The sequence below is a fragment of the Collinsella sp. TF11-5AC genome (genome assembly GCF_003436775.1).
Classification (GTDB): domain Bacteria; phylum Actinomycetota; class Coriobacteriia; order Coriobacteriales; family Coriobacteriaceae; genus Collinsella.
This window is the reverse complement of record NZ_QSQO01000003.1, coordinates 175,363-181,680: the sequence shown is the minus strand read 5'-3', so window position 1 is coordinate 181,680 and position 6,318 is coordinate 175,363. Positions and strand designations below refer to the sequence as shown.

Genomic DNA, 6,318 nt, shown 5'->3' with positions numbered 1-6,318 from the left:
CCTAAGAGCAAACCACCCCTTTTAGGGGTGGTTTTGATTTCACGCCACCTTGCCTCAAATGCGACCCGCTCGCTGACTTATGCTCAACCTGCGGCGCCATTTTGCTTGAAGGCACCTTGCTCGCTCTGGCGGGCTTTCGCTGTCGTTGCCAAAACATCGGCGTTGCCTTGGCCGTCAATAGTCATTGGGGACGTTCTTAAACGACTACCCAACGGCTATTGAGCACATGGCTCGCATGACAGTCGTCTCTTTTATGTTTCCTTTAGCCGTCGCTGCCTAGGATGGGGGTTAGTCGGTAGGAAGGGAGCGTCTGTATGGACGACGCGAGCGATCGTGCAATCGAAGAGGACATGCTCAATCAGTTCAACTATTTTGATGATGAGGACGAGGAGCCGATCGACCGTCGCGAGCCGGCATCGCTTGACTCATTTGACCTAGTGGGTGAAGGGGCTGATGAGGTTGAGAATGAATCGACGGAACCCCCACAGCCTTCGCGCCCCGACCCGCTGCTTTCGAGAATCTCTTTGCACCACGGTGTCCGTGCCGGCGCGCTCCATATGAAAACTGACTGGCGCCAGATCGTGACGGCAGGCGATGAGCTTGCTGTCGATGCGCCACTTACCGACAAATCATCCATCATTTGTCGAACCGGTATGCTTATGCTCGCGAGCGGAACGGGTGCCTGGCGTGTACGCGATACCATGAATCGCATCGCCGCCGTGCTCGGTGTCACCATCCACGTTGACTTAAGTCTCCTGTCGTTTGAGTGTACTTGTATTGAAGATGGTCACTGCTTTAACGAAGTCGTCAGCTTGCCCACAACGGGCGTCAATACCCATCGCATTTGGATGATGGAGAGCTTCCTAAAGGAAATCGAGACATATGGCCGTCGTTTTACGGTGCATGAGTATCACGAGATGCTCAAGACCGTTGAGAGTTCAAAACCTGATTACACTCCCTGGCAACAGGGCCTTGCGGCAGCCTGTGCTTGCGGCGCCTTCGTCTTTTTGCTCGGCGGCGGCCCTATCGAGATGGCCTGCGCATTCGTAGGCGCTGGTGTCGGCAACTTTGCTCGCTCCCATATTCTTAAGCAGGGCCTTGGCCAGTTTGGCGCGCTGACGATCGGCGTTGCACTCGCTTGCGTCTCGTATCTGCTGGCATTGCTCGGTCTTGGCCAGGTCATACCGGGGGCAATGTCGCACCAAGAAGGCTATATCGGCGCCATGCTCTTTGTGATTCCCGGCTTTCCTCTCATTACGGCAGGTCTCGACATCGCTAAGCTCGACATGCGAAGCGGCATTGAGCGTCTTTCGTATGCTGTGTCGATTATTGTGATGGCGACGCTCGTAGGTTGGATGGTTGCCGAGTGTGTTGGCCTGGCGCCGGACGACTTTGCGCCGCTCGGCCTTTCGCCGCTTGCCCTTACGCTCTTGCGCGTGGTAATGAGCTTCGTTGGCGTATTCGGCTTCTCAGTGATGTTCAACAGCCCGGTAAAGATGGCCACGGCAGCTGGGCTGATCGGCGCCGTGTCCAATACCCTTCGTCTGACCCTTGTCGATGGGCCGACGATGCTTCCCTTCCTGGGCCTCAGCGCGGGAATGCCTCCCGAGGCGGCTGCATTTATCGGGGCGCTCGTATCGGGTTTGCTGGCAAGCCTGGCAGAAATCAGGCTCACCTACCCACGTATCGCCCTCACGGTGCCATCGATTGTCATTATGGTGCCGGGCTTGTATCTGTATCGCTCGATGTATTACATGTGCACCTTCGACACGGTCAATATGCTCGGCTGGTTTGTGCGTGCAGTGCTCATCGTGGCGTTTCTGCCCGTTGGCCTGGGTGTGGCGCGTACGCTCACCGACCCTCGCTGGCGCCACACCAGCTAATTGGTCCAGGGGGAACAGGTTACTTTGCACCAAATGAGTTGCGGTGAAATAGGGACTGAATTGCTGCTTAAAGGGTCAAAACAGTCCGTATTCCACCGCAACTTATGGGGTCGGGGGATTATTGGTGCCCTGCATCTTCATAAACTCAACGCTTACGAAGCACGCGCTTTTCGTGCTAGGCTGGTTCCACCACATAAGTAGTCGCAGACGCACGTACCACGGGCGGGCGAGATGAAGTCCCAACAGCTCCATCTCGCCCGCCCGTTTTTGTTGTGCGCCGCGGCGCAACACAGAAAGGACCATGCCCTTTATGCCTATCAACAAACGAGAGAGCCTGCTGTTCACCTTTATCATGTGCTTTTGCATGGTGCTCTGGATGAGCATCTACAACGTTGCCCTGCAGCATGGGGCCATCAACGGCGAGGTTGTTGCCGCCGCGTGGCTCGGCTTCCCCGTTGCCTACATATTTGCCATGTGCTGCGACTGGTTTGTTGCCAGCCCCCTTGCCAAGGGTTTCGCCTTTAAATTCCTGGTCACGCCGGGCAAGAGCTCGCCGCTTGCCATGACGCTCGCCGTCAGCTCCTGCATGGTCGTTCCCATGGTCATCATCATGTCGCTCTACGGCGCGTGCGAAGGCCTGTTCCATATGCCCTGCGGCCCGCTTGCCAATTTGCAGGCGCTGCCGATGATGTGGCTCGTCAACATTCCGCGCAACTTTATCATGGCCCTGCCTTGGAACCTGCTGGTGGCTGGTCCGGTTGCTCGCTTTGTATTCCGCCGCGCCTTCCCCATGGGCACGGTCTTTGCCGAACCGCACATGGAGCTCGTGCGCATGCCGGGTGCTCCCGCTGCCGATGCCGTCAATGACGTTGCCGAGGACATGGGTGTCGAGCCCGCCTGCTAGACAGCAGCGCAAAACCAAACCGCCAAGCGGACCGAAGCGATTCCTTTTTTGTAGACGTTGTCACGCGGCTACGGGTGGGAAAGGCCCCAACGGTTAACATATACTCCATATGGGTAAAGAGACCAAAGCGCTGCCGCGGGGCGGCGCTTTGCGTTTGAAAAACTAGCTCGTCTAAGAGGAACTAGCATGTTAGACCGTTTTACCGATCGCGCGCGCAAGGTCATGTCCATGGCCAAGCAGGAGGCGCTCGATCTTCATTCAAATAAGGTGGGTACCGAGCATCTGTTGCTCGCGCTCGCCAAGGAGGACGAGGGCATTGCCGCTGAGGCGCTGCGCTCGCTCGATATCTCCTACGACGACATCATGGATACCCTCAAAGAGGTCCAGACCACGGTTCCCGAGCCCAGCGAGGAGACCGAGGCTGCCAAGCTTGCCTTTACGCCGCTCGTCATTAGCGTGATGGAGCGCTCCTTCCGCGTGGCGCGTGAGAACAACCAGACCTACGTGTCGACCGAGCACTTGCTGATCGGCATCGTCGAAGAGGGCAACGGCATGGCCATGGACATCCTCATGCGCTTGGGTGTGTCGTCCGCCTCCATCAAAAAGGCTATCGAGAAACTCACCGCCAAGGACCAGGACAAGAAGCGTCCGCTCGCCGGCGCCGGTGCTGGTCGTCCCGGTGCGGGCCTGCCGTTCTTTAGCGGCTCGGATGCCTCTCAGCAAAAGGGGAGTGGCACCGATACGCTTAAGCAGTTCGCGACCAACCTCACGCAGAAGGCGCGCGACGGCGAGCTCGACCCTGTAATTGGTCGCGAAAAGGAAGTCCAGCGTATGATGGAAATTCTTTCGCGCCGCACCAAGAACAACCCGCTTATCCTGGGCGACCCCGGCGTGGGCAAGACGGCCATCGTCGAGGGCCTGGCACAGCAGATCGCTGCCGGCAATGTGCCCGAGAACCTTATGAACCAGAACATCTGGACGCTTGACCTGCCGGGTCTTGTCGCGGGCGCCAAGTATCGCGGTGAGTTTGAGGAGCGCCTCAAGAACGTGATCCAGGAGGCGACCGAGGCCGACGACGTCATTCTGTTTATCGACGAGATGCACACCATCATCGGTGCCGGTTCTGCCGAGGGATCCATCGATGCAAGCTCCATGCTCAAGCCCGTGCTCGCGCGTGGTGCCTTCCAGATTATCGGCGCCACCACGGCCGAGGAATTCCGCAAGTACCTCACCAAGGACCCAGCCTTCGAGCGTCGCTTCCAGACCATCGATGTCGAGGAGCCGAGCGTCGAGGACACGGTCAAGATCCTGACTGCGCTCAAGCCGCGCTACGAGGAGCACCACCACGTGCGTTACACGCAGGGTGCCATCGAGGCCGCTGCGAACCTCTCCAACCGCTACATTCAGGATCGCTTCCTGCCCGATAAGGCCATCGACCTCATTGACGAGGCCGGTGCCCGCGCTCGCATCGCCGCGAATCGCGCACCCGAGCCGGTGCGCGAGGCCGAGCATCGCATCGAGGAACTCAAGGCTGCCGCACAGGAGGCTACCGAGAGCGACGACATGAACAAGGCCGCCGAGATCACCGAGCAGCAGAAGGCCGCCGAGATTGAACTCGCCGAAGCCAAGGCCGCCTGGACCGCCGAGCTCGACGCCAGCCCGCTCACCATCGACGTGAGTCAGATTGCCGACATCGTGTCCGTGACCTCGGGCGTGCCGGTTTCCTCGCTCACCGAGAGCGAGAGCCGTCGCCTGCTGCAGACCGAAAGCGTGCTCAAGACCCGCATTATCGGCCAGGACGAGGCCGTCGAGGCCGTCGCCAAGGCCGTGCGCCGCAGCCGTTCGCCGCTCAAGGACCCGCGTCGCCCCGGCGGCAGCTTTATCTTCCTGGGTCCCACCGGCACAGGCAAGACCGAGCTCGCCAAGACGCTCGCCGAGTACCTCTTTGGCAGCAAGGACGCGCTCATCAGCTTCGACATGTCGGAGTTCGGCAGCGAGTTCGAGGTCTCCAAGCTTATCGGTAGCCCTCCGGGTTACGTGGGTCACGACGAGGGCGGTCAGCTTACCAAGGCCGTTCGTCGTCACCCGTATTCGGTCGTGCTGTTCGACGAGATCGAGAAGGCGCACCCCGACATCTTCAACATCCTGCTGCAGGTGCTGGAGGAGGGTCGTCTGACCGATAGCCAGGGCAAGACGGTCGACTTCCGCAACACCGTGATCATCATGACATCCAACGTGGGCGCCCGCGAGATCGCGCAGGATGCGAGCGTGGGCTTTGGCACCACCGGCGAGCAGGGCCTCACCTCGAGTGAGATCCGCGGCCGCGCGATGGGCGAGCTCAAGCGCCTGTTCCGCCCCGAGCTGCTCAACCGCATCGACGACATCGTGGTGTTCCAGAAGCTCTCGGGCGAAAATCTCACCAAGATCGCGCACCTGCTGGTGGACGACCTGCGTCAGCGCCTGATCGCCAACGGCATGAACATCAAGCTCACCGATGCGGCCTATGACAAGATCGTGGCGGAGGGTACCGACCTTACCAACGGCGCGCGTCCGCTGCGCCGTGCCATTCAAAAGCTCATCGAGGACCCGCTGTCCGAGGAGCTTCTGGCCGGCGAGTGGGGTGAGGGCGATACCGTCCTGTGCGACGTGGCCGATGGCAAGTTTGTCTTTAGCCACGGCACGGGCGAGATCCCGGCACCGCGTCCGGCAGGTACGCTCGGTGGCGATACCGCCCCGGCGGCACCGCACACTGGCAACGCCGCGCCCGTGAGCGGCGGCGTGACCTCGGGCCCCGGCGGCATGATGCAAGCCGGCTCTGGTGCGCTGTAGGGATTGACTATAACCTTGCATGACGGGGCGTTCCCGATGAGGGAGCGCCCCTTTTCTTGTAGAGAAGAGTTTCCGGTAACGATAAAATAATTGAATAAGATCTGCTGGATGGCAAAAGGAGTCACTATGGCGAATAGCGCTCAAAGAATTGAGATGTCGTTCGATAACATGAGAAAAATCGGAATGGTTCTTTGTGCCATGCTGGTACTTATAGCCATCGCTACTATCGCCGTCTTTGGTTCGGCATTTATTGTTGCATGCCATAGCATTTTGAATGGCGCAGTGGTAATCGAGGGGGTCGTTGAGCTTGGTGAGGGCGGCAGCATCGCGCTTCCAAACTTGGCGCTATGGGCGGTTTTGCTCCTTGCAGGGGAGTTTACATTGTTAAGCATCAGCTTCGATGTCGCCCGTCGTCAATCGCCTTTTACTATTCGACATGCACGGATGATTACCGTTATTGCTTGCCTATTTGCAATCAATGCCGTGATGGGCTCTCTACAGATTGGCAGCGATTTAAAAATAATGATGGGCAATTGTATGTTGAGCTGTCGTATGAATTCCGCTCTCCTTCAGATTGGTGACTCAGGCATCACGTTGGATGTGGGATCCATCATTGCAATGATGGTTGCTTTCGCTTTGTCGATCTTCTGGCGCTATGGGGCGCTTTTGCAGTCCCAGTCCGATGATTTGGTCTAGGTGATT

At 58.7% G+C, this 6,318-nt stretch carries 4 protein-coding genes; all 4 read left to right on the top strand.

The window, feature by feature from the left end:
* The first annotated feature begins 314 nt into the window (after positions 1 to 314).
* The 4 genes from DXD16_RS03040 (at position 315) to DXD16_RS03020 (ending at position 6,312) form a co-directional block, all read left to right on the top strand.
* Positions 315 to 1,883, top strand: a complete 1,569-nt coding sequence (locus tag DXD16_RS03040; RefSeq protein ID WP_199408071.1) for a threonine/serine exporter ThrE family protein — start codon at positions 315 to 317, stop codon at positions 1,881 to 1,883.
* 310 nt (positions 1,884 to 2,193) lie between these two features.
* Positions 2,194 to 2,787: a DUF2798 domain-containing protein gene (locus DXD16_RS03030; RefSeq protein ID WP_117655068.1), complete on the top strand. Its 594-nt coding sequence runs from the start codon at positions 2,194 to 2,196 to the stop codon at positions 2,785 to 2,787.
* A 186-nt stretch (positions 2,788 to 2,973) separates the two neighbouring features.
* Positions 2,974 to 5,616, top strand: a complete 2,643-nt coding sequence (locus DXD16_RS03025; protein WP_117655064.1) for an ATP-dependent Clp protease ATP-binding subunit — start codon at positions 2,974 to 2,976, stop codon at positions 5,614 to 5,616.
* A gap of 126 nt (positions 5,617 to 5,742) precedes the next feature.
* Positions 5,743 to 6,312, top strand: coding sequence for a hypothetical protein (locus DXD16_RS03020; protein ID WP_117655063.1), 570 nt, complete (start codon positions 5,743 to 5,745; stop codon positions 6,310 to 6,312).
* Positions 6,313 to 6,318: the final 6 nt, after the last annotated feature.

Excerpts from the sequence above, each read along its gene's own strand:
- DXD16_RS03025 (WP_117655064.1), top strand. The coding sequence starts at position 2,974 with ATGTTAGACCGTTTTACCGATCGCGCGCGCAAGGTCATGTCCATGGCC.
- DXD16_RS03030 (WP_117655068.1), top strand. The coding sequence starts at position 2,194 with ATGCCTATCAACAAACGAGAGAGCCTGCTGTTCACCTTTATCATGTGC.
- DXD16_RS03040 (WP_199408071.1), top strand. The coding sequence starts at position 315 with ATGGACGACGCGAGCGATCGTGCAATCGAAGAGGACATGCTCAATCAG.
- DXD16_RS03020 (WP_117655063.1), top strand. The coding sequence starts at position 5,743 with ATGGCGAATAGCGCTCAAAGAATTGAGATGTCGTTCGATAACATGAGA.